The organism is Priestia sp. ST2 (assembly GCF_055810735.1).
This window is the reverse complement of record NZ_JBVVNT010000034.1, coordinates 1-560: the sequence shown is the minus strand read 5'-3', so window position 1 is coordinate 560 and position 560 is coordinate 1. Positions and strand designations below refer to the sequence as shown.

Genomic DNA, 560 nt, shown 5'->3' with positions numbered 1-560 from the left:
GCAGCAAGACGGTTCTCGAGTGGATAGGCCTGATTTTGTGTATACTTTGCTGAAATTTTAGTTGCTTTCTCACTTAAAAAACTGCATAAATATCTGAGAAATGTTACATCTGTTAAGAGCTTATTTTTACAGGTGTTAATAGGAATAGCTAAACAAATGGTTTTAGTGACAGTTTGTATAGCTTTAGAATATCTTTGTGAATTTAATAGTTCCACTTCCCCCATAAATGTTGGAGCTTGTAAAAAATTAATCAAGGACACTTTCCCATTTTCGTGTGTAACATAGAGTTTTGCCTTACCTTCAACAAGATAATAAATATATTGAGGATAGGAGCCTTCCTTATAGATAAATTCACCACGTTCAAATTCGCAGACCTGAATAAATGGAGTAATTGGAAAGGAAAAAAGTGATTGAATAGAGTATTTCTCGATATAGTAACTTTGCATAGGCTCGTTTAAAAATTTCATTTTTTCTCCTACTATTATAAAAATATGAGATATCTCACATTATTTTATGTTTTTACATGCTATGATGCAATAAAAGTTGATAGATCAATAGGG

The 560-nt window shown here is 31.4% G+C and carries 1 protein-coding gene; it reads right to left on the bottom strand.

Annotated elements, in window-relative coordinates; translation table 11 throughout:
- Positions 1-467 (bottom strand): transcriptional regulator YeiL (gene yeiL, locus AC0KUU_RS29955; RefSeq protein WP_473454051.1); only part of this gene is annotated, 467 nt, incomplete at its 3' end.
- Positions 468-560 lie beyond the last annotated feature (93 nt).